This window comes from Pseudooceanicola nanhaiensis DSM 18065 (genome assembly GCF_000688295.1).
Taxonomy (GTDB): domain Bacteria; phylum Pseudomonadota; class Alphaproteobacteria; order Rhodobacterales; family Rhodobacteraceae; genus Pseudooceanicola; species Pseudooceanicola nanhaiensis.
In genome coordinates, this window is sequence record NZ_JHZF01000014.1 from 114144 (window position 1) to 133057 (window position 18914).

Sequence of the window (18914 nt, forward strand, 5' to 3'; positions counted from 1 at the left end):
GGGCCGGGCCCGGATCGCTAGGCTCCGCCCGGTCAGGTGCCCCGCAAGGGGAGAATCGGGAAGCCGGTGCAAATCCGGCGCGGGCCCGCCGCTGTAAGGGGGACCGACCGCGCAGAGGCCACTGGGGCCCTCCCCGGGAAGGCGCGCGGCCGGAGTGAACCCAAGCCAGAAGACCGGCCTGATGACATCTGGGCGCGCGGCTGGACCCTGCGCACCCGCTGTCATTCGCGGAGGCCGACATGCCCCTTTCCCCCGCCCGCCCGGTGCCGGCGCGCATCTTCACGCAGGCCGAACGCCAGGCGTTCTACGACATCGTCGCCGCCCGCCGCGACGTTCGCAACGAGTTCGAGGACCGGCCCATTGCCGAAGATGTCCTGAAGCGCATCCTCGCCGCCGCCCATGCCGCGCCCTCGGTGGGCTTCATGCAGCCCTGGAACTTCATCCTGATCCGCGATCCCGCCCGGCGGCAGGCGGTGCAGGCGGCCTTCGCCGTCGCGAACGAGGAGGCCGCGGCGATGTTCCCCGACGAGAAACAGGCGGCCTACCGGGCGCTGAAGCTCGAGGGGATCACGAAGGCGCCGCTCAACATCGCGGTGACCTGCGACCGGAGCCGCGGCGGCCGCGTGGTGCTGGGCCGGACGCACAACCGCGAGATGGACATCTATTCCACCGTCTGCGCGGTTCAGAACCTCTGGCTCGCCGCCCGGGCCGAGGGGATCGGCATGGGCTGGGTCAGCATCTTCCGACCCGAGGACCTGCGCCGCATCCTCGGGGTGCCGGACCATGTCGAGATCGTCGCCTACCTCTGCCTCGGCCATGTCTCCGAACTCTATGACCGGCCCGAGCTGGCCGCGAAGGGCTGGCGCGCGCGGCTCGAGCTCGAGACGCTGGTGATGGAGGAAGGCTGGACCGGCGCCGCCCCGGAAGAGGAAGAAGATCAGTCCCCCGCCATCCGGTAGCGCTTGCAGACCGCGGTCCCGGTCGTGCGGCAGGTCCGGAAGCCCATCTTCTCGCAATACCCCTGTCCCTCGGCAGGGCGCCGGCACGTGGCCGCATACAGGGCGGCGCCGGCATGCTATCCTGCCGCCCATCCGAACGGCAGGAGCGCGCCCATGGCATCCGATCCGCTTCCCTCGTGGCAGGAGACCGGCCCCCGGGCCGCGCTCCTCGACTTCGTTGCCCGGGTCAGCGATCCGGACCACGCGGATTTCGTCCCCGCGCCCGAGCGGATCGCCGTCTTCGACAATGACGGCACGCTCTGGAGCGAACGGCCGACCTATTTCCAGCTGCTCTATGCCCGCGACCGCCTGAACCAGAAGGCGGGCGAGGATCCGGCGCTGCTGGAGAACGAGGTCATGCGCGCGGTGGCGGAGGGTGACTGGGACGGCGCCTTCTCGGGCGGCTACGAAGGGCTGATCGGCGTGGTCACCGTCAGCCATTCGGGCATGACGGTCGAGGATTTCCAGACCGATGTCCGCGACTGGCTGGCCGGGGCCCGCCACCCCGAGACCGGGCGCCGCTACACCGACATGGTCTTCGCCCCGATGCTCGAGCTGATGGCGCTGCTGCGCGATGCGGGGTTCACGGTCTGGATCGTCACCGGCGGCGGCGTGCATTTCGTCCGCGCCTTCGCCGCCGAGACCTACGGGATCCCGCCCGAGCGGGTGGTCGGCTCGACCGGGCCGATCGAATACCGGACCGAACCGGGGCCGCCGCGCATCTTCAAGCTGCCGGGGCTGGAGTTCATGGACGACGGGCCGGGCAAGCCCGTGGGCATCGACCGCCAGATCGGCCGGGTGCCGATCTTCGCCGCGGGCAATTCCGACGGCGATTACGCGATGCTGGAGTACGTCACCTCGGCCCCCGGGCCCCGCTTCGGCCTGCTGGTCCACCACACCGATGCCGAGAGGGAATTCGCCTATGACCGCGACGTGGCGCTCGGGGCGCTCGAACGCGGTCTGATCGACGCCGAAGGCCGCGGATGGTGCGTGCTCGACATGGCGCGCGACTGGTCCGCGGTCTGGCCGGAACGGTGACGTTCTCCCGCCAAGGACGAGCCTTCCGTCAGCAGTTCATCCTAAACTTGCTTAACGCTACGTAACGCGCAAAGGTGGGTCTGCGCGCCTGTTCCGGGCGGATGACGAGGATCTCGCAATGGCAGACAAACCGAACATTCTCATACTCTGGGGTGACGATATCGGCACCTGGAACCTGAGCTATTTCAACCGCGGCCAGATGGGATACCGGACGCCCAACATCGACCGCGTCGCCAACGAGGGCGCGGCCTTCACCGATTACTATGGCCAGCAGAGCTGCACCGCCGGGCGCGCGGCCTTCATCACCGGGCAGAACCCGATCCGCACCGGGCTCACCAAGGTGGGGATGCCGGGCGCGGATGTTGGCCTCCAGAAGGAGGATCCGACGATCGCGACCCTGCTGAAGGCCGAAGGCTACGCCACCGGCCAGTTCGGCAAGAACCACCTTGGCGACAAGGACGAATACCTGCCGACGATGCACGGGTTCGACGAGTTCTTCGGCAACCTCTACCACCTGAACGCCGAGGAAGAGCCGGAGCTGCCGGACTACCCCAAACAGGACTGGTTCAAGGACCGCTACGGCCCGCGTGGCGTGCTGCACAGCTGGGCCGACGGCAAGGGCGGTCAGAGGATCGAGGACACCGGCCCGCTGACCAGGAAACGGATGGAGACGGTGGACGAGGAATTCCTCGAAAGCGCGATCCGGTTCATCGAGGACGCGGTGAAGAACGACCAGCCGTTCTTCGTCTGGTTCAACACCACCGGCATGCACTTCCGCACGCATTGTCCCGACAAGCACAGGGGCAAGAGCGGGCAGGGGTTCTACAACGACATGATGGTCGTCCACGACGAGACCATCGGCGTGCTGCTCGACAAGCTCGACGAGCTCGGGATCACCGACAACACCTTCGTGATGTATTCGACCGACAACGGCCCGCATTTCAACACCTGGCCGGATGCGGCGATCACCCCCTACCGGTCCGAGAAGAACACCAACTGGGAAGGCGCCTGGCGGGTGCCGTGCTTCATGCGCTGGCCCGACCGGATCAAGGCGGGCACGGTGCTGAACGACATCGCCTGCCATCAGGACATGCTGCCGACGCTGCTGTCGGCGGCCGGCGCTCCGGGCGTGAAGGAGAAGCTCCTCGACGGCCACACGGTCGGCGACATGACCTACAACGTGCATGTCGACGGCTTCGACCTGCTGCCCTGGCTCTCGGGCGAGGCCGAGAAGGGCCCGCGCGAGACGATGTTCTACTTCTCCGACGACGGCGACCTGCTGGCGATCCGGCACAATGACTGGAAGGCGGTGCTGATGGAGCAGCGGGCGCGGCAGCTGCAATGCTGGATCGAGCCCTTCGTGCCGCTCCGGGCGCCCAAGATCTTCAACCTCCGGCGCGATCCCTTCGAGAGGGCGGACGAGAATTCCAACACCTACTGGGACTGGTATCTCGACCATGCCTTCCTGATCTACGGGATGCAGGGGCTGGTGGCGGACCAGATCGAGGCCTTCGTGAAGTACCCGCCGCGGCAGAAGCCCGCGGCCTTCAACCTCGATGCGGTGATGACCCAGCTCGAGACCATGGGCAGCGGCGCCGGCCATTGAGCCGGGGGTGCAACGCGGCGCGCCGGGCCTTCGGGGCCGGCGCGCGGCCTTTCAGACCCGCGCCACGCAGCGGAAACCGATATGCGTGGTCCCGGTGTCGACCATCTGCGGGCGCCGCGCCGCGGGGCGGTAGCGCAGGCAATAGTTCGGCGCACAGAGATGCGAGCCGCCCTTCACCACCCGGCGTTCGATCGGCCAGTCCGGCGCCGCCGGGTCGTGGCTGCCCGTGGCGGTGCCGCGCAGCGGGTTCTGCGGGATGCAGCAGGGCTTGTCGGCCTCGGGCGGATGCGCCTCGGTCCAGAAGTCGGCGCACCATTCCCAGACGTTGCCCGCCATGTCCCGCAACCCGAAGCCGTTCGGCGGGAAGCTCCCGACCGGAGAGGTTCCGGCGAAGCCGTCGGTGCAGAGGTTCTGCCACGGGAATTCGCCCTGCCACGTATTGGCCCGCGGCGGTCCGCCGGGGAGGTGCGTGTCGCCCCAGGTGAAGGCCTTGCCCTCCAGCCCGCCCCGGGCGGCGCACTCCCATTCCGCCTCGGTCGGCAGCGCCTTGCCCGCCCAGGCGGCATAGGCCAGCGCGTCCTCGTAGGCGATATGGACGACCGGGTGCTGCCCGCGCTTCCGGACATGGCTCCCCGGCCCCTCGGGGTGGCGCCAGCAGGCGCCGGGGGTCCAGTGCCACCAGCTGTCGATGCGCGTCAGGTCCACGGGGCCAGCCGTCGGACGGAAGACCAGCGACCCGGGCACGAGGTTCTCGGCCGGGGCGCCGGGAAAGAGCGCCGGATCGGGCGCCCGCTCGGCCACGGTCACATGCCCGGTGCGCTTCACGAACAGCGCGAACTGGGCGTTGGTCACCTGCGTGCGGTCCATCCAGAACCCGTCCACGGCGACGCGGTGCACCGGCGCCTCCTCGGGGTAATGCGCCTCCGAGCCCATCAGGAACGTGCCGCCGGGGATCCATTTCATCCCCGGATGCGGCGGGGCCGAGGGCGCTTCGGAGGCCGGTGCGTGCAGGGTCATGCCGCGCCCCTCCGGGTGGAGGCCAGCGCGGATTCGGTCGCGGCGAAGACGACCTCGGAGGCGGGGAAGATGTTCGCGCCCCCGATCTCCTCGGCCAGGCCCGTGGCCTCGAGCGTGCGCATCAGCTCCGGCCCGACCTCGGCGAGGACGAGGCGGGCGCCGTTGCGGCTGAGGGTCGCGTGCAGGTCTTCCAGCCATTCGACGCCGGTCAGGCTTTCGAGGTTGCGGTCGCGGACCCGCAGGACGAGCGTCGCGCCCTGCGCCTCGGTCGTGTCGGGGAAGATGTCGTCCAGAGAATGGACCGAGGCGAAGTTCGCCGGGCCGCGCATCTCGACCACCGCGACCTCGCCCGGCGCCAGCGCGGCGGGCGGCGGGATTTCGCGCCAGCGCCCCTCCGCATCGCGGGTGAGGGCGAGGAAGCGGAACTCGCCCGAGGCGGTGACCGCGTAGACGATCAGCGACAGGACGACCCCGGTGAAGATCGCCACGGTCAGGTCGGTGAAGACCCCGGCGAGGATGGTGATCCCGGCAATCGCGGTATTGGCGCGCGATGTGGCCCAGGCCCGCCGCAGGATGCGCCCTTCGCGCAGCATCACGCCGACGCCGATCACGGTCAGCAGGGCGCCGAGGCCGGTCAGCGGGATGAGCTCGGCCAGCGCGCCGAAGAAGAACAGGATCACGATCATCATCAGGCTGGCGCACATCCCCGACAGGCGGCTGCGCGCGCCGCCGCTGACGTTCACGCCCGTCCGCGAGAGCGAGCCGCCCGCGGGCATCGCCTGGAAGAACGACCCGACGAGGTTGCCCACCCCCTGGCCGAGGAAGTCGCGCGACATGTTCGACCGGCTGCCGTCCGCGTTCGGATAGGCCGCGCCGACGCCGGAGCTTTCCGACAGCCCGACGACGGTCGCGGCCAGCGCGCCCGCCATCAGCGCCGGGATCATCGAGAAGTCGGGCAGCATCGGGCGGGGCAGGGCGTCCAGCCCGCTGGGCACCTCGTCGATGTAGGCGACGATCTCGACCCCGGTCCAGCCGAGCAGCACCACCATCAGGCCGGCGAAGGCGATCACGAGGATGTCGGCGAACCGCCTGACCGGCGTCCGCTCGAGCGCCAGCAGCACCCCGATGGAACAGAGCCCCACGACCGTCGCCTGCGCGTTCCAGTCGCCGGGGCGCGAGAGGATGTCGATGGCCTGGAACAGCTTGTTCGTGTCGCGTTCGGAATCGAGGCCCACCACATGCTTGAGCTGCCCCAGCACGATCAGCAGCGCGGTGACGAAGACGAAGCCCGCCATGACCTCCTTCGACACGAAACGGATCACGCTGCCCAGCCGGAAGAGGCCGAGCACGGTCATGATCACCCCCACGAGGAAGGTCAGCGTGAAGAGCGCCTGCATGCTGGCCTCGGGCGGCAGCTTGCCCAGCTGGTCCCCGGCGACCAGCGCCAGCGCATTCGTCAGGGTGACGATCAGCCGGTTGGTGCCGACGAAGAGCGACGCGATGATGGTCGTCACCATGCCGGTGTAGAGCCCGTAGATCGGGCTGACCCCGGCGACCAGCGCATAGGCCATGCCCTCGGGGATCGAGACCAGCGCGACGGTCAGGCCGGCGCCGATGTCCGGGGCCAGTGGCCCGCGCCTGCCGGAGCTGAACTGCATGCCGTTCCCTCAACCCTCGATTGACCCAAGGGAAATGGAACACGTTACGGCGGCAAGGTCACGATGATTTTGCCGTCGTCCTGCGACGGCGACGGCGGCTATTGCGCGGCGTTCACACGCTCGACATAGGCGCGCATTTCCTCGGCCTCGTGACGGGCCTCGCGCAGGCCGTCCATCGCGGCGCGCAGCTCGGCCTCGGTCTGGTGCAGCTGGTTGGTCAGGTCCGCTTCGCGCTGCTGGAGGTAGGTGATCGCCTGATCGCGGGCCTCCTCGGCCTCGTGCAGTTCCTGCGCCATCTTCTCGAGCTCGCCCATGTCGGCCTTGGAGACCCGGGTGAAGCGGTGGATGAGCCAATAGGCGAACCAGCCGAGGCAGAAGGCAATGAAGAGGATGATCGCGGTTGCGACAATGAATTCGGTTCTGTTCATCCGCCCTGCCGGCCTCTTCCCGTTCCCTCGCGTCGGCGCCTCAGTCGTCGCCGGAGCCTTCTTCCGTGGCGTCGCCGGAGCCGTCCTCCGCGGACGCTGCCGGCGCGTCCTCGGCGGCGGTCTCCTCGTCGGACGCCGCTGACGCAGCGTCTTCTTGCGCCGAACGGGCATGATCTTCAAGGCTTGATTCGTCTTCCGTCGCGTCCGTGGTCAGCAGCGTGAACTCGATCCGGCGGTTGGCCTCGCGGCCCTCCTCGGTGCCGTTGTCGGCGATCGGGAACTCCTCGCCATAGCCCTTGGCCGAGAAGCTCGCGGTCAGCACGCGGCGCATCCGGAGCTCGTTCAGCACCGCCTGGGCGCGGTTGGCCGAAAGCTGCTGGTTCATCGTCTCGCGGCCCTGGCTGTCGGTGTGGCCGGCGACTTCCATGCGGAACGGGCCGCAGGCCTTCAGCACCTCCGAGATGTCGTCCATGACGCCCATGGATTCCGCGTCGATCGTGGCGGAGCCCGGTTCGAAGTTGATCTTCTTCACTTCCTGGATCTGCTTGAGTTCGGCGATGCACTGCTCGGGTTCGGGGACATTCGCCTGCGGGTCCAGCTTCTCCTGATAGACCACCTCGACCGAGAAATCCTCGGCCTCGCCCAGCTTGTCCGACAGCAGGCCCGTGATCTCGTCGCTGGCGCTCTCGAGCCCGGTGTTGCCCGAGACCGAGACGGTGTCGGGCGTGACGACGACCGCGCCGTTCGACAGCTTGGCCAGCGCCTCGAGCGCGGTCAGGACGCGGATCGACCAGCCCTTGGGCAGCGTCTCGTCCAGCCGGGCGCCGTTGTGCACCGCGTCCGAGCCGAACCGGGCCTGCGCGAGGCTCACGATGGCGCTGCGGGATTGCTCGTCGGTCATCCGCCCGCGCATCTGGAGCAGCCCTTCGGGCGACAGGGTGGCGGTGAATTCCGGCGGACCTTCCTCGCCCTTCTCGGGCGTCTCGGGCAGGACCGCGTGCAGGGTGAAGAGCTCGGGCAGGCCGTTTTCTAGCTCGCCCACCACGTCGTCGAACAGCCCCTGCTCGGTGCCCTCCGCGGCGATCAGGGTGATGTCGGCATCCGAGAAGGTGACCGACCCGCCCTTGAGCTTTGCCAGCGCGGCGATGGATTTCGTGGCCGCCTCGGACCATTCGGGCGCAGGCACGCCGAGGCCGATGGTGCAGCGCGCGGCGCCTTCCAGCCCGGCGGAGGCTGCGGCGGCGAGGATCTCGGCCCGGGCCTCCTCGGTATCGGCCGAACAGGCGTCGAAGCGGGGGGCGCCGTCCTCGATTAGGAAGCGCAGCGTGAAGGGCGCGATGACCGGGCGCGGCGCCGAGATGTCGAGCTTGAGCTTGATCTCGCGCGGGGCGGCCTTCTTGAGCGCGGTCTCCATCTGGTTCCGCTCGGCCGGGCTGTCGGCCATGCCGGTGACCGAGACGCGGCTCGCCTCGACCGAGATCTTCGAGCGCGGCACGATGTTGAGCGCCTTCACCGCGTAGTCCAGCGCCGGGCTCCAGCCGTCGGGGACCCGGTGGGCGGCGACGTCGAGCAGGTCCGAGACCTCCTCCACGCCCTTGAGCTTGTTCAGCCGCGCGACCAGGGCCTCGCGGTCGGTCTCGGCCGGGATCAGCCCGATCAGCGACAGCGTCCCCTCGTTGCGCAGGATCTCGACCGAGAATTTCGGCGCGGCGATCTGCTCGGCCGGCGTGACGTTCATGCCGTCGATCACCCGGCTGGCGTCGATGATCCGTCCCGCCACCGTCAGCGCGGCGAAGCGGCGCGCCTCGGACGGCGCGGTGCCGGTGAGATGAAGCTGGAGACCGTCGGCCTGCACCTCGGCCCATCCCATCTGGCTTTCGTCCAGCGCCTGCCGGATCTGGATCTCGGTGGTGGCTTCGACCTGGGTGACGGCGAAGCTCGCGGCCACGAGGCTCGAGACGGCGGCGAAGAGGAAGGCTGAGGCGAGGATGGCGATGGATGACAGTCGCATGCGGTGTTGGTGTCCGGCGTTGTCCGAGAGAGGGGTAGGATTACAGGGGGCGTCGGGCCTGCGCAATCACAGCAGCAGGGCGCAGGCGAAAAACGGCAGAGGCAGCAGGCCCGCGTCGCGGTTCGACCGGAACAGCATCAGGAGCCGGTCGTGATCGTCCGACCTGAGGGTCCTGAGCTGCCAGACCATGTGCCAGCCCATGGCCCAGGGCCCGGCGAGCGCCACGACCAGCGACAGCGGGCTGTCGCGCCCGATGGCGGCGCCGAGGACGGCCAGCCCGATCAGCCCGACGGTCGCGATCAGGAAGCGCCGCAGCCACGCGGGGGTGTTCTCGCCGAAGAGGCGGGCGGTGGATTTCACGCCGATCAGCGCGTCGTCCTCGCGGTCCTGAAGCGCATAGATCGTGTCGTAGAACAGCGTCCAGGCGATGCCGCCGAGGTAGAGCACGAAGGGCGGCCAGGACAGCGTGCCGCTGTGCGCCGCCCAGACCAGCAGCGCGCCCCAGTTGAAGGCGAGCCCGAGGAAGACCTGCGGCCACCAGGTGAACCGCTTGGCGAAGGGATAGATGCAGACCGGGACGAGGGAGATCACGCCCAGCAGGATCGCCAGCGGGTGGAAGGTGAGCAGGATGCCGAAGGCCACCAGCGCCTGCAGCGCCATCCAGACGGCGGCGCCCTTCACGCTGACCGCGCCCGAGGGGATGGGCCGCGAGGCGGTGCGCGCGACCGATCCGTCGATGTCGCGGTCGGTGATGTCGTTCCAGGTGCAGCCCGCGCCGCGCATCAGCAGCGCGCCGATGCCGCAGCCGGCGAAGATCCAGAGGTCCTCCCACCGGGCCTGCCCGTCCCAGAGCATGGCCAGCAGCAGGCTCCACCAGCAGGGCAGCAGCAGCAGCCACGTGCCGATCGGGCGGTCGAGCCGCGAGAGCCTGAGGTAGGGGCGCAGACCGGCGGGGGCGTAGACATCGACCCAGTTGCCTTTCACCGCGTCCCGGACCTGTCCCTCTGGCGTGTTCCCCGCCTGCGTCATAGATTGCCCCCCATGAACCATACCCGCCTGTCGCCGAAAATCCGTCTTCATGTAGCCCAGCCACTGGGGGCGGCGCAAACCGTTCAACTGGATCGTGAACAGGCGAACTATCTCTTTAACGTGATGCGGCTGGGTCCCGGCGACGTGGTCGCGCTCTTCAACGGACAGGACGGGGAGTGGGTGGCCGAGGTCGTCACCGCCGGCAAGCGCGCCGGCGAACTGCGCTGCGACCGGCAGAGCGCGCCGCAGCGGATGCCGCCCGACGTCTGGCTGATCTTCGCGCCGATCAAGAAGGCCCGCACCGATTTCATCGTCGAGAAGGCGGCCGAGATGGGCGCCGCGCGCATCCTTCCGGTGCAGACCGACTTCACCAATTCCGAGCGCATCCGGCGCGACCGGCTGCAGGCGCATGCGGTGGAGGCGGCCGAGCAATGCGGCGGGACCTACGTGCCCGAGGTCGCAGAGCTCGAGCGGCTGGACCGGATGCTCGACACATGGCCCGAGGGCCGGCAGCTGATGTTCTGCGACGAGGCGCTGGCGGGCGAGGCGGCGGGGCTGGCCGGGCTGGACCGGGGCGCGCCCTGGGCGATCCTGATCGGGCCCGAGGGCGGCTTTTCCGAGACCGAGCGCGCGCGGCTCCATGCGGCGCCCTTCGCGCGGCCCGTCAGCCTCGGGCCGCGGGTGCTGCGGGCGGACACCGCGGCGGTGGCCGCGCTGACCCTGTGGCAGACGGCGCTCGGGGATTGGTGATGCGGCGGGCGCATGCGGCGGACATCCCCGCCATCCGGGCGTTTCTGACCGCGCAGGCGGATGTCGCGATGTTCCCGCTCTCCAACATCGACACCGACGGTCTGGCGGTGGCGGGCGGCGACAACGCAGCCCGCGCCATGTTCGTCTGGATCGACGGCGCCCCGGTCACGGCCTTCATCGCGATCACGGCCGAGGGGATGCTTCTGCCGGTCCTGCCGGAGGCGCCCGCAGGGCACTGGCGGGCGGTGGCGCCGGACCTGGCCGGCCACCGCGCCTTCGGAATGGCCGGAGAGGCGCGGGCGGCGCGGTCCGGGCTGGAGGTCCTGGGCCTCTCCGGCACCGGCTCGGCGCTCGACCGGGACGAGCCGCATTTCGCGCTGGAGCTCGACGCGCTGGAGCTGCCGGCCGGGCATGACGGCTTCACCCTCACCCGTCCCGGCCCGGATGATCGCACGCTGATGGAGGCGTGGCGCGCCAGCTATCACATCGAGGTGCTGGGCACCGCCCCGGACCAGGCGATGGCCGTCGCCGCGCGCGACATCGCGCGGGCGCTGGAGCGCGACACCTACCGGATCCTCTGGCGGGACGGCGCGCCGGTCTCGATGGCGGGGATCAACGCCGCGGCGCCGGGGATCGTCCAGATCGGCGGGGTCTACACCCCGCCCGAGCTGCGCGGGACGGGTTTCGCGCGCCATGCCGTCGCGGGCCTCCTGGCCGAGAAGCGCGCGGCAGGGATCACCCGCGCCGTGCTTTTCGCGGCGAGCGAGGCGGCGGCGCGGGCCTATGTCGCGATCGGCTTCCGGCGGATCGGCGACTACACCCTGACGCTGCTCGATCCGCCGGTGGAGATCGCGCCATGAGCGGCTTCGTCCGTCCCGAGATCGCTGCCGCCGCGCGGCGCTGGCGCGAGGCGCTGGCAGGCGCCGGCGTGGTCGCGCTCGGGCTCTGGTGGGCGATCGGCACCGGGCCGCTGGTGAACTGGGTCGGCTGGCTGATGGCGGCCCTCGGCGGCGGGCTGATCGCGGCGGGCATCCAGCGCGGCCGGTTCCGGCAGGGCCGCGACGGGCCGGGCGTCGTCCGGGTGGACGAGGGCCAGATCGCCTATTTCGGACCCTGGGACGGCGGCATCGCCGCGCTGAGCGAGATCACCGAGGTCACGCTTGACCGCGGCCGCGATCCGGCCGTCTGGCGGATCCGCCAGCCCGGGCGCGGCGATCTCGAGATCCCGGTGACCGCCGAGGGGGCCGAGGCGCTTTTCGACGCCTTCGGCGCACTGCCGTTCTTCGACACGCGGGCCATGCTCGCGGCGCTGCACGGGGTCGAGCGTTACCCCGTCACCATCTGGGAGAAGCCGTCGCTGCGGCTGCATTGACACTCCCCCCCATCCCGGTCACTTCTGAACCTTCGACAGAGACGAGCGAGACCGGAGGCACGGCGCCATGTCCATTCCCCAATCAGGCGGCGGGCCCATCGAGCGGCACGAACAGCTGGCCGAATACCTCGCCGCGGGCTGCAAGCCCAAGGAAGACTGGCGGATCGGCACCGAGCACGAGAAGTTCGGCTATTGCAAGGACAGCCTGAAGCCGCTGCCCTACGAGGGCGAGCGTTCGATCCAGGCGGTGCTGGAAGGCCTCCGCGACCGCTTCGGCTGGGCGCCGGTGGAAGAAGCCGGCGTGCTGATCGGCCTCACGAAGGACGGCGCCAACGTCAGCCTCGAACCGGGCGGGGCGCTGGAGCTTTCGGGCGCGCCGCTGGAGACCATCCACCAGACCTGCGACGAGGTGAACGAGCACCTGCGCGAGGTGAAGGAGATCGCCGACAGGATCGGCGTGGGCTTCATCGGCCTCGGTGCCGCGCCCGAGTGGATGCATGACGAGATGCCGCTCATGCCCAAGGGCCGCTACAAGCTGATGAACGATTACATGCAGCGCGTCGGCACCATGGGCACGACGATGATGCGGCGGACCTGCACGGTGCAGGTGAACCTCGATTTCGGCTCCGAGGCGGACATGGTCCGGAAGCTGCGCGTCGCGCTGGCGCTCCAGCCCGTGGCCACCGCGCTCTTCGCCAATTCGCCGTTCTTCGAGGGCCGTCCCAACGGGATGAAATCCTGGCGCGCCAATGTCTGGCGCAACCTCGACGCGGACCGGACCGGCATGCTGCCCTTCGTCTTCGACGAGGGCTTCGGCTTCGAGGCCTACGTGCAATACGCGCTCGATGTGCCGATGTACTTCGTCTACCGCGACGGGAAATACATCGACGCGCTCGGCCAGTCGTTCCGCGATTTCCTGAAGGGCGAACTGCCCGCTCTGCCCGGCGAGAAGCCGACGCTCTCGGACTGGGCCGACCACCTGACGACGCTCTTCCCCGAGGCGCGGCTGAAGAAGTTCATCGAGATGCGCGGCGCCGATGGCGGCCCGTGGCGGCGGCTCTGCGCGCTGCCGGCGTTCTGGGTCGGGCTGATGTACGACCAGACCGCTCTGGATGCCGCGTGGGACCTGGTGAAGGGCTGGGACGCCCCGACCCGCGAGGCGCTGCGCGTCGCGGCGGCGGACGAGGGCCTTCAGGCGCAGGTGAACGGCATCGACATGCATGCGCTCGCGCGCGAGGTCGTCGCGATCTCGGAGGCCGGGCTGAAGGCGCGGGCCATGCCGGGCGCGGGCGGGCTGCTGCCGGACGAGACCCATTTCCTGAACGCCCTCAAGGAAAGCGTCGAGAGCGGCAAGACGCCCGCCGACGAGCTGCTCGAGCATTATCACGGCGACTGGGACGGAGACCTCACGCGGATCTACGCGGAGTATTCCTACTGACCCCGCGGGGGGCGCAAGCCGCTCTATTACTGGAGCGGTGACGAGGCCGCGGGCGACATGGCGGGCGACGGCATGAACGACGTCTGGCACGTGGTCAAGTGAACGACTGGGCCGGGCCGCTGCCGCGGTCCGGCCCTGCGCGCGGGCGGCCGCGTCTCAGGTTCTGAGGCCGACGACGAGGGCGGCGTGATAGCCCTCTTCCATTTCCTTCACCTGGGCGAAGGCGCCGTCGCCTGCCGACCGGGCGATCCGGTCGCGTGCGTTGGTGGTGTCGGGTCCGGTCTCACGCTCGGCATAGGGATCGACGTAGCGGTAGAGATAGGCCGAGAGCGCGTCGGGGAAGAACACCTGCGAGGCCGTGCGCGTCGTGCCGAGATGGACCATGTAATGCACATGCGTGGCCCGGCCGGGATACCAGCCGGGATAGATGGTGTGGAACCGCGCCACGCCGGTGTCGTCGGTGACCTGCGTGCCCCGCAGGAAGGTCTCGCCGCTCTCCGAACCGCTTTCGGAGAACCCGGAATAGACCCCGGCCGCGTCGCAATGCCAGACGTCGACCCGGGCGCCGCTGATCGGCGTGCAGTCCGGGCGGACCACCTGCAGCGCGATGTTCATCGGCATGCCCGGGCGGTCTTCGCGGATGTCCTGCCGGACCAGCCCGGGATCGAGGTAGAAGGGCCCCTCGGTCGTCTCGGGCGTGAGCATGCAGACGTTGGGGGTGATCAGCCCGGCCTCGGCGGCCTGGGCCCGTGCGGTGGCCGGGAACACGCCGATTCCGGTGGTCACCAGCGGAGTTGCCGCGAAAACGCTCAGAAGCGCGCGGCGGGAGAGTGAACTGCTCGACATTTTATGTCCTGTTTTTTCTGCCGTGCAGCCAATATAGAGCGCGCGGAACGCTTGCTCAGCCGTGGCCGAATTGCATCGGCAACGGGGCGCTCATTCCCTCGGCGGACGTGTGGTCGGCGCCGTGTCCCCCGACCGCGCCGAACGACAGGTGATGCGGCAGGCCGGGCGTCGGCCCGGCGCCGGTGGCGCGCCTACTTCTGCCCGATGCGGGGCTCGGTCCCGGCGAAAAGCCTGCGGATGTTGCCGCCGTGCCGGATGAAGACCAGCACCGTCAGCGCGACGCAGAGGAAGAACGCGGTGCCGTCGGTCAGCAGCACCGCCCAGAACGAACTCGATGCCGCCGCGGCGAGGGCCGCGAGCGACGAGATGCGCTTCCAGAACGCCATCACGAGCCATGTCGCGCAGCAGGCGAGCCCCACGGGCCAGACCAGCGCGAGGAGCACGCCGAGGAAGGTGGCGACCCCCTTGCCGCCCTTGAAGCCCAGCCAGACCGGGAAGCAATGGCCGATGAAGGCCAGGAGACTCGCGAGCTGGGCCGCGTCTTCGGCCGCGAAATATCGGGCGAGCAGCACCGCCGCCGCCCCCTTGAGCCCGTCGAAGATCAGCGTCGCGGCGGCGGCCTTCTTGTTGCCGGTCCGCAGCACGTTGGTGGCGCCGATGTTGCCCGACCCCACCTTCCGCAGGTCGCCCAGTCCGAAGGCGCGGGAGAGCAGGATCCCGAAGGGGATCGACCCCAGCAGGTAGCCGAGCACGGCCCAGAGGATCAGGACGGAGGTGGGAGAGACGAGCTCAGGCATGTTCGCTGGTCCTGTCGTAGACGCATGTGCCCCCGACCCAGGTGCCGATCACGCGGCCCTGCATCCGGGCGCCGTCGAAGGGAGTGTTCTTGGATTTGGACCGCAGCGCGAAGCGATCGAGCACGAAGGGCGCATCCGGATCGAAGAGCACGAGGTCGGCGGGCGCGCCCTTCGACAGCCGCCCCTGCGGCAGGCCGAGGCGCCTGGCCGGGTTCAGCGTCATCGCCCGCAGCAATGTCGGCAGGTCCATGTCGCCGGAATGGTAGAGCCTGAGCGCCGCCGGCAGCAGCGTCTCGAGGGCGACGGCGCCCGAGGCGGCCTCTTCGAAGGGCAGGCGCTTGCTCTCCTCGTCCTGCGGCGTGTGCATCGAGGAAATGACGTCGATCAGGCCCGAGGCCACGGCCTCGATCACCGCGCGGCGGTCGTCCTCGGACCTGAGCGGGGGCTTCACCTTGAAGAAGGTCCGGTAATCCGCGACGTCGAATTCGTTCAGCGTCAGATGATGGATCGAGACCCCGGCGGTGACGTCGAGCCCGTTGCGCTTGGCCCGTTCCAGCGGCGGCAGGGCGCGGGCGGTGGTGATCTGGTCGGCGTGGTAGCGGGCGCCGGTCATCTCGACCAGCGCCATGTCGCGGTCGAAGCCCATCCGCTCGGCCATCGGCGAGACGGCGGGCAGCCCGCGGAGCGCGGCGAACTTGCCCGAGGTCGCGCAGGCGCCCTGCGACAGCGTGGGCTCCTGCACATGGGCGATCACCAGCGCGCCCAGCGACCGGGCATAGGTCAGCGCGCGCGAGAAGACCTTGGTGTCGGTGACGACCCTGTCGCAATCCGTGAAGGCCACCGCGCCCGCATCGAGCAGGAATCCGATCTCGGTCATCTCGCGGCCCGCGCGACCCTTGGTCAGCGCCGCCATCGGCAGGACCCGCACGAGGCTCGCCTCGCGCGCGCGGCGGGCGACGAATTCCAGCACCTCGGGCGTGTCGATGTCCGGGGTCGTGTCGGGTCGGGTGACCATCGTGGTCACGCCCCCCGCCGCCGCGGCCTGTCCTGCGGTGCCGAAGCTCTCCTTGTGCCGCTCGCCCGGTTCGCAGACCTTCACGCCGATGTCGACGAGGCCGGGCGCAAGGCAGGCGCCCCGGCAGTCGATCCGCGCGTCGCCCCCCGTCGCATCGGCCTCTTCCCCGCGCGCCACGATCACCCCGTCGCGGACAAGGAGCGAGCCGGGCGCGTCGGTCCCGGCCTCGGGGTCGATCAGGCGGGCGTTGTGGAAGAGCGTGGCGGTCAACTGAAACCTCCGGTTGCGAGCACGAGGATGCCGACCACGATCACGAAGGCCGCCAGCGCGGCAAGCCATTTCAGCGCCCGGCTGGTCGGCGGCGGGGTCATCGGGATGGTGCCCTGCCCGGCGCCCTCGGCCGCGGGCGTGCGGATGCGCTCCATCGTGGTGACGGGGCGGGCGGGGGGGAAGCTGCCCACATGGTGCAGCGGCGGTTCCGGCGTCAGGCTCTGGGCCGTGTCGCCGAAGGCGGAGGGCCGCAGGATCACCACGTCGCCGCGCAGCGCCTCGAGCCGGTCGCGCTCGGCCTCGACGGCGGCCGCGTCGGCGCCCAGCCCCTCGGTCAGGTAGCCCGGCAGGCCGACCCCGGCGAGGTCCGAGACGGGGAAGTGCTCCACATGGGCGGGGTCGAGGCTCGAGGCCCCGAGCCGCACCTTCAGCGGCCAGCCGCCGCCATTGTTCGCCGGACGGGCGACGAAGGCCTCCGCCTCCGGCCCCGTCAGGTCCAGGCCGAAGACGTGGATGTCGTCTCCGCCGGCGGGAATCTCGATCCGGTCTGTCATCTCTTTTCTCCCTGCATGCGCCGCATCAACTCCAGCACAACGCGGCCGTCGGGGATACGTTCAAAGCCCACGTCCTCGCGGCGCGAGCCCTCGGCGAGGAGTCCGTCCCGGCCGTCGCCGGTGGCGCGGTCGGTGACGTCGAAGCTCATGCCGCGGCGGCGCGCCGGGCGCGCAGGTTGCGGGCGAGAAGGTCCATCGCCGCCATCCGGACGGCGACGCCCATCTCGACCTGCTCCTGGATCACCGAGCGGTTGATGTCGTCGGCGATGGTGCCGTCGATCTCGACCCCGCGGTTCATCGGCCCCGGATGCATCACGATGGCGTCGTCCTTCGCGAAGGCGAGCTTCTCCGCGTCCAGCCCGTAGCGGTGGTAATACTCGCGCTCCGAGGGGATGAAGCCGCCGTCCATCCGCTCCTTCTGGAGGCGGAGCATCATCACCACGTCGACGTCGCGGAGGCCATCCTCCATGTCCTCGTAGACCTCGCAGCCGAACTCCTCCATGCCCGAGGGCACCAGCGTCGGCGGGCCGATCAGGCGCAGGCGGTTCTCCATCTTGCCGAGCAGGATGATGTTCGACCGGGCGACGCGGGAATGGGCGATGTCGCCGCAGATCGCGATCGAGAGCCGGTGCAGCCGCCCCTTGGCGCGGCGGATCGTCAGCGCGTCGAGCAGCGCCTGCGTCGGGTGCTCGTGGCGGCCGTCGCCTGCGTTCAGCACGGCGCAGTTGACCTTCTGGGCCAGCAGGTCGACGGCGCCCGAATGCGGATGGCGCACGACCAGCAGGTCCGGGCGCATCGCGTTCAGCGTCAGCGCCGTGTCGATCAGGGTCTCGCCCTTCTTGATCGAGGAGGCCTGCATCGACATGTTCATCACGTCCGCCCCCAGCCGGCGCCCCGCGAGCTCGAAGCTCGACTGGGTCCGGGTCGAGTTCTCGAAGAACATGTTGACCTGGGTGAGCCCCTGCAGCGCGTCGCCGTGCTTGTTGTCCGAACGGTTCAGCGCGACGTAGTCGTCGGCGAGGTCGAGAAGGGTGGTGATGTCGTCCGGCCCGAGTTTCTCGATGCCGAGAAGATGGTCCTGCGTGAAGGCCATGGATGCTCCCCCTGTCGCCGGGGACGCTTATAGGAAGGCCGGGGCGGCGGGACAAGCCATCGGAGCGGGCGGCCTGCGTCGGAAGGTCCCGGAACATGCGCCCGCCGGCGCGGTTGGGACCCCTGAGCCAGCATCGCACAGCCGAGACGGAGACAGCCATGACCCGCACGATGATCGCCCGCGTGACACCCAGGCCCGGGCAGGAGGCCCGGCTCAGGACCCTCGTCGAGGATCTTGCCGTGCAGGTCCGCGCCGAAGCCGGCAACATCCGGTTCGAGGCCTTCGCGGAGGAGGGCGGCGCGCTCGTCATGCTCGAGGAATACCGCGACGCCGCCGCCGTCGAGGCGCACCGCTCGCAGCCCCATACCCAACGGTTCAACGCCGCCCTCCGGGACGTCGCCACGGAAGCCGCCCCGCAGGTGACGCCGCTCTCGGAGCTCGCCGCCGCGCGCCCCGCCGCGCCCGGCATCCGGGGCGTCGATCATGCCGGCATGACCGTGCCCGACATCGCGGCCGCCACCCGGTTCTTCGCGGAGGCCTTCGGCGCGGTGACGCTCTACGACGTGCTGCCGAAGGACGGCCCCGACATGGAGGGCGAGGGGCCGCAGGCCGAGCTGGGCCTCGCCCCGGGGACGCGCATCGTGCACATGCGGCTTCTGCGGCTCGGCAACGGCCCCTGCCTCGAGCTCTTCGAGATGGAGGGCGGTAGCCAGTCCGACCCGGCGCGCCTGCAGGACATGGGCCTCACCCACCTCGGCCTCTACGTCGACGACATCGACGCGGCCTGCACGGCCTTCACCGCCGCGGGCGGCACGCTTCTGAAGGGCCCGCATCCGCTCGCCAACCAGGAGGATGCGGAGGGCAACGCGGGCGTCTACGGCCACGCCCCCTGGGGCACGCTGATCGAGCTTCTCACCTATCCCGCCGGCATCGACCTGCCCGGCGACGCGCCCGCCACACGCTGGACACCGCGCCCCTGACGCGCCGGTCGGGA

The 18914-nt window shown here is 70.0% G+C and carries 19 protein-coding genes, 1 pseudogene and 1 riboswitch; of the genes and pseudogenes, 9 read left to right on the forward strand and 11 right to left on the reverse strand.

Translation table 11 applies throughout. From position 1 onward, the window contains the following. Positions 1-17: 17 nt before the first annotated feature. Positions 18-196: riboswitch (cobalamin riboswitch) on the forward strand. A 43-nt stretch (positions 197-239) separates the two neighbouring features. The 3 genes from bluB (at position 240) to Q344_RS0117590 (ending at position 3642) form a co-directional block, all read left to right on the forward strand. Next, positions 240-959, forward strand: a complete 720-nt coding sequence (bluB, locus tag Q344_RS24335) for a 5,6-dimethylbenzimidazole synthase (protein ID WP_051630797.1) — start codon at positions 240-242, stop codon at positions 957-959. Between the two features lie 153 nt (positions 960-1112). Next, positions 1113-2036 carry an HAD family hydrolase gene (locus tag Q344_RS24340; RefSeq protein WP_036539831.1) on the forward strand — a complete coding sequence of 308 codons (924 nt, stop codon included), beginning with the start codon at positions 1113-1115 and terminating at the stop codon, positions 2034-2036. 118 nt (positions 2037-2154) lie between these two features. Further along, positions 2155-3642, forward strand: a complete 1488-nt coding sequence (locus Q344_RS0117590; RefSeq protein WP_036539833.1) for an arylsulfatase — start codon at positions 2155-2157, stop codon at positions 3640-3642. A gap of 51 nt (positions 3643-3693) precedes the next feature. Here Q344_RS0117590 and Q344_RS0117595 read toward each other — a convergent pair whose 3' ends face one another. The 5 genes from Q344_RS0117595 to ubiA all read right to left on the reverse strand — a co-directional run bounded on the left by Q344_RS0117595 (position 3694) and on the right by ubiA (position 9785). Further along, positions 3694-4659: a formylglycine-generating enzyme family protein gene (locus tag Q344_RS0117595; protein ID WP_051630798.1), complete on the reverse strand. Its 966-nt coding sequence runs from the start codon at positions 4657-4659 to the stop codon at positions 3694-3696. Continuing rightward, the gene (locus Q344_RS24345) at positions 4656-6317 is read right to left on the reverse strand and encodes a SulP family inorganic anion transporter (RefSeq protein ID WP_051630800.1); all 1662 of its coding nucleotides are present in this window, start codon (positions 6315-6317) and stop codon (positions 4656-4658) included. Before Q344_RS24345 ends, Q344_RS0117595 begins: the two co-directional genes overlap by 4 nt. Positions 6318-6415: 98 nt before the next feature. Beyond that, a complete protein-coding gene (locus tag Q344_RS0117605; RefSeq protein ID WP_028287919.1) occupies positions 6416-6745 on the reverse strand; it encodes a hypothetical protein in 330 nt (109 codons plus the stop codon). Between the two features lie 40 nt (positions 6746-6785). Beyond that, positions 6786-8756, reverse strand: a complete 1971-nt coding sequence (locus Q344_RS0117610) for an OmpA family protein (protein WP_028287920.1) — start codon at positions 8754-8756, stop codon at positions 6786-6788. A gap of 66 nt (positions 8757-8822) precedes the next feature. Then, positions 8823-9785, reverse strand: a complete 963-nt coding sequence (gene ubiA, locus Q344_RS0117615) for a 4-hydroxybenzoate octaprenyltransferase (RefSeq protein ID WP_028287921.1) — start codon at positions 9783-9785, stop codon at positions 8823-8825. A 27-nt stretch (positions 9786-9812) separates the two neighbouring features. Between ubiA and Q344_RS0117620 the strand changes: the two genes are divergently transcribed. The 5 genes and pseudogenes from Q344_RS0117620 to Q344_RS26800 form a co-directional block, all read left to right on the forward strand. Beyond that, a complete protein-coding gene (locus Q344_RS0117620; RefSeq protein ID WP_028287922.1) occupies positions 9813-10535 on the forward strand; it encodes a 16S rRNA (uracil(1498)-N(3))-methyltransferase in 723 nt (240 codons plus the stop codon). Then, complete coding sequence (locus Q344_RS0117625) at positions 10535-11395, forward strand: GNAT family N-acetyltransferase (RefSeq protein WP_036539838.1); 861 nt, start codon at positions 10535-10537, stop codon at positions 11393-11395. Before Q344_RS0117620 ends, Q344_RS0117625 begins: the two co-directional genes overlap by 1 nt. Continuing rightward, positions 11392-11907 (forward strand): hypothetical protein, encoded by a 516-nt coding sequence (locus Q344_RS0117630; protein ID WP_028287924.1) that lies wholly within the window; start codon positions 11392-11394, stop codon positions 11905-11907. The genes Q344_RS0117625 and Q344_RS0117630 overlap by 4 nt, the downstream gene beginning before the upstream one ends. A 67-nt stretch (positions 11908-11974) precedes the next feature. Further along, positions 11975-13345, forward strand: coding sequence for a glutamate--cysteine ligase (locus Q344_RS0117635; RefSeq protein WP_028287925.1), 1371 nt, complete (start codon positions 11975-11977; stop codon positions 13343-13345). Positions 13346-13372: 27 nt separating this feature from the next. Continuing rightward, positions 13373-13447 (forward strand): annotated as a pseudogene (locus Q344_RS26800) (hypothetical protein); the annotation flags it as partial. A 54-nt stretch (positions 13448-13501) separates the two neighbouring features. On the opposite strand, the gene Q344_RS0117640 reads toward Q344_RS26800, so the two are convergent. From Q344_RS0117640 to Q344_RS0117665, 6 genes are all read right to left on the reverse strand, one after another. Further along, a complete protein-coding gene (locus Q344_RS0117640; RefSeq protein ID WP_028287926.1) occupies positions 13502-14191 on the reverse strand; it encodes a dioxygenase family protein in 690 nt (229 codons plus the stop codon). A gap of 191 nt (positions 14192-14382) precedes the next feature. After that, complete coding sequence (gene plsY, locus Q344_RS0117645) at positions 14383-14988, reverse strand: glycerol-3-phosphate 1-O-acyltransferase PlsY (RefSeq protein ID WP_028287927.1); 606 nt, start codon at positions 14986-14988, stop codon at positions 14383-14385. Continuing rightward, complete coding sequence (gene pyrC, locus Q344_RS0117650) at positions 14981-16273, reverse strand: dihydroorotase (RefSeq protein ID WP_028287928.1); 1293 nt, start codon at positions 16271-16273, stop codon at positions 14981-14983. Before pyrC ends, plsY begins: the two co-directional genes overlap by 8 nt. After that, on the reverse strand, positions 16270-16827 hold the full coding sequence (locus Q344_RS25230; protein ID WP_051630801.1) for a hypothetical protein: 558 nt from the start codon (positions 16825-16827) through the stop codon (positions 16270-16272). Before Q344_RS25230 ends, pyrC begins: the two co-directional genes overlap by 4 nt. Next, positions 16824-16976, reverse strand: coding sequence for a hypothetical protein (locus Q344_RS26180; RefSeq protein ID WP_156954741.1), 153 nt, complete (start codon positions 16974-16976; stop codon positions 16824-16826). The genes Q344_RS25230 and Q344_RS26180 overlap by 4 nt, the downstream gene beginning before the upstream one ends. Next, a complete protein-coding gene (locus tag Q344_RS0117665) occupies positions 16973-17920 on the reverse strand; it encodes an aspartate carbamoyltransferase catalytic subunit (protein WP_028287929.1) in 948 nt (315 codons plus the stop codon). Before Q344_RS0117665 ends, Q344_RS26180 begins: the two co-directional genes overlap by 4 nt. Positions 17921-18078: 158 nt before the next feature. On the opposite strand from Q344_RS0117665, the gene Q344_RS25655 reads away from it, so the two are divergent. Then, positions 18079-18900, forward strand: coding sequence for an antibiotic biosynthesis monooxygenase (locus Q344_RS25655; RefSeq protein ID WP_188781506.1), 822 nt, complete (start codon positions 18079-18081; stop codon positions 18898-18900). Positions 18901-18914: the final 14 nt, after the last annotated feature.

Bases quoted from the DNA above. Each gene is read 5' to 3' on its own strand.
- Q344_RS0117630 (WP_028287924.1), top strand. From the start codon at position 11,392: ATGAGCGGCTTCGTCCGTCCCGAGATCGCTGCCGCCGCGCGGCGCTGG.
- Q344_RS0117595 (WP_051630798.1), bottom strand. From the start codon at position 4,659: ATGACCCTGCACGCACCGGCCTCCGAAGCGCCCTCGGCCCCGCCGCAT.
- ubiA (WP_028287921.1), bottom strand. From the start codon at position 9,785: ATGACGCAGGCGGGGAACACGCCAGAGGGACAGGTCCGGGACGCGGTG.
- Q344_RS0117590 (WP_036539833.1), top strand. From the start codon at position 2,155: ATGGCAGACAAACCGAACATTCTCATACTCTGGGGTGACGATATCGGC.
- bluB (WP_051630797.1), top strand. From the start codon at position 240: ATGCCCCTTTCCCCCGCCCGCCCGGTGCCGGCGCGCATCTTCACGCAG.
- Q344_RS24345 (WP_051630800.1), bottom strand. From the start codon at position 6,317: ATGCAGTTCAGCTCCGGCAGGCGCGGGCCACTGGCCCCGGACATCGGC.
- Q344_RS0117640 (WP_028287926.1), bottom strand. From the start codon at position 14,191: ATGTCGAGCAGTTCACTCTCCCGCCGCGCGCTTCTGAGCGTTTTCGCG.
- Q344_RS0117665 (WP_028287929.1), bottom strand. From the start codon at position 17,920: ATGGCCTTCACGCAGGACCATCTTCTCGGCATCGAGAAACTCGGGCCG.
- Q344_RS24340 (WP_036539831.1), top strand. From the start codon at position 1,113: ATGGCATCCGATCCGCTTCCCTCGTGGCAGGAGACCGGCCCCCGGGCC.
- Q344_RS0117610 (WP_028287920.1), bottom strand. From the start codon at position 8,756: ATGCGACTGTCATCCATCGCCATCCTCGCCTCAGCCTTCCTCTTCGCC.
- Q344_RS0117635 (WP_028287925.1), top strand. From the start codon at position 11,975: ATGTCCATTCCCCAATCAGGCGGCGGGCCCATCGAGCGGCACGAACAG.
- Q344_RS25655 (WP_188781506.1), top strand. From the start codon at position 18,079: ATGACCCGCACGATGATCGCCCGCGTGACACCCAGGCCCGGGCAGGAG.
- Q344_RS26180 (WP_156954741.1), bottom strand. From the start codon at position 16,976: ATGAGCTTCGACGTCACCGACCGCGCCACCGGCGACGGCCGGGACGGA.
- Q344_RS0117605 (WP_028287919.1), bottom strand. From the start codon at position 6,745: ATGAACAGAACCGAATTCATTGTCGCAACCGCGATCATCCTCTTCATT.
- Q344_RS25230 (WP_051630801.1), bottom strand. From the start codon at position 16,827: ATGACAGACCGGATCGAGATTCCCGCCGGCGGAGACGACATCCACGTC.
- Q344_RS0117625 (WP_036539838.1), top strand. From the start codon at position 10,535: ATGCGGCGGGCGCATGCGGCGGACATCCCCGCCATCCGGGCGTTTCTG.
- plsY (WP_028287927.1), bottom strand. From the start codon at position 14,988: ATGCCTGAGCTCGTCTCTCCCACCTCCGTCCTGATCCTCTGGGCCGTG.